Origin of the sequence: Bacillus sp. JJ1127, assembly GCF_036965845.1 — a bacterium.
GTDB lineage: Bacteria > Bacillota > Bacilli > Bacillales > Bacillaceae_G > Bacillus_A.
In genome coordinates this window covers 1-1457 of the sequence record NZ_JBALQK010000320.1, presented here as the reverse complement: position 1 = coordinate 1457, position 1457 = coordinate 1, and the positions used below count along the sequence as shown (strand labels likewise).

At 29.4% G+C, this 1457-nt stretch carries 1 protein-coding gene and 1 pseudogene; both read right to left on the bottom strand.

Features of this window, described 5'->3' with window-relative positions:
* Positions 1 to 124: 124 nt before the first annotated feature.
* Positions 125 to 483 (bottom strand): annotated as a pseudogene (locus V7183_RS23630) (hypothetical protein).
* A 62-nt stretch (positions 484 to 545) separates the two neighbouring features.
* Positions 546 to 1364, bottom strand: a complete 819-nt coding sequence (locus V7183_RS23625; protein ID WP_335361027.1) for a DUF6414 family protein — start codon at positions 1362 to 1364, stop codon at positions 546 to 548.
* Positions 1365 to 1457: the final 93 nt, after the last annotated feature.

Here is a 1457-nt window from a genome sequence, read left to right as displayed (position 1 = left end):
ATAAAATTATAAATTTTACGCAGTCATATATTCTCTTTAATAAGTCGTGAAAAGTATAGAACGAGTCACATGCAAAGGGTGATACAATTACTAAGTTTGTATCACCCTTTATCTAACGCTCATATTAATCTCTCATATGTTTCCTAATATCCGCTACTACCTTAGCAGGATTATCAATTTCAAAAACAACATACTTATACTTTTCTTGACCTTCTAATTCAATCATTACGGGAGGTACTCTATTCTCATAGGAAAGAAAACACCATTCATCAGCATATTTAAAACTTTCCTCAAAGATATTAAGAGAAGATATAGATGTTTCAGGCATGCGAAGCATCTATTGTAGAGCATCAAAATAGTCTACAAACACACTTTTAATTGTACGAAATGGCATTTTTATAGATAATTTCAATGCAAAAAAACAGTTGCTCCATTTAACTTTAAAATTAAACCTTCGTCATCAAAGCGTACTTCTCTCCCCATTTTCTCCCCACTAGCTTTTTCTACGTCTATAACATAGGAAGAAAAAATCAAAAAATGTAGCCTTATTCAAAATACATAGCAACTGGTGAAATGATATAATTATTAGCTGTTACTACTCCAAATCCCCCTAGTAAATTTGTAGGAAATCCCAAAAATTTATTTAAAATTTCATTTGGCTGCTTATCTACTAAATTCGAATAATCAAGAGCATGTATTTCTTTTTTATTTATTTTTTTTGTTATTTTTCCAATTAGGGTGATTTCGACTGATGTGTCTTCTGATCCGTATTTAAATGCGAGTTCTCCGATGCTCTCACTTAAATAGCACTCCTTAACTGGTATTAAACAATTATCCATCTTTATAAACGAGCTAAATGGAATGGCCTCTTTAATATATACCAACATATCTTTAACTGAATGAATCTTATTCTTTTGAACACTCACCATATTCTCGTATGTTTTTTCGAGTTCATTCAGAAAAACAGTCCTTTGTTCGAGTGTTAATGTTTGTTCAAGGATATTTTGTACTTCTACATTTTTTGCTTCTTCTAGTTTATTAAAAAGAAACTTAATAAATTTATCATTTATCATTTTTTGAACAACATCAAAATTTATCGGTTGAAAGCTTGAAGTAAACTTAATATATGAACCTGGATTCACTTCTTCGCTGTCTTTCTGTTCATTAAAATTAACTAATGAAGAATTTTTAAGAAGATAATCTTCAAATTGATTTAGAGCATTATACTGCTGCCCTAGCGTATTTTCCTTTGCCTCCATTCTATGTTCTTGAATCTCTTTACTTTTAGCACCTATTAATTCATGATTTATTTGCGCAATAAAAGAATGTATAAAGTCCTTGTCTAAATATACCAACTCTTTCAAAAATAGTTCCTCCTAAAAATCATTTACTTATTCAGTTATTATAATATTTTTTCGTATACTTATATACTGAAAAAATCAAAGTTTGTTCTAAAG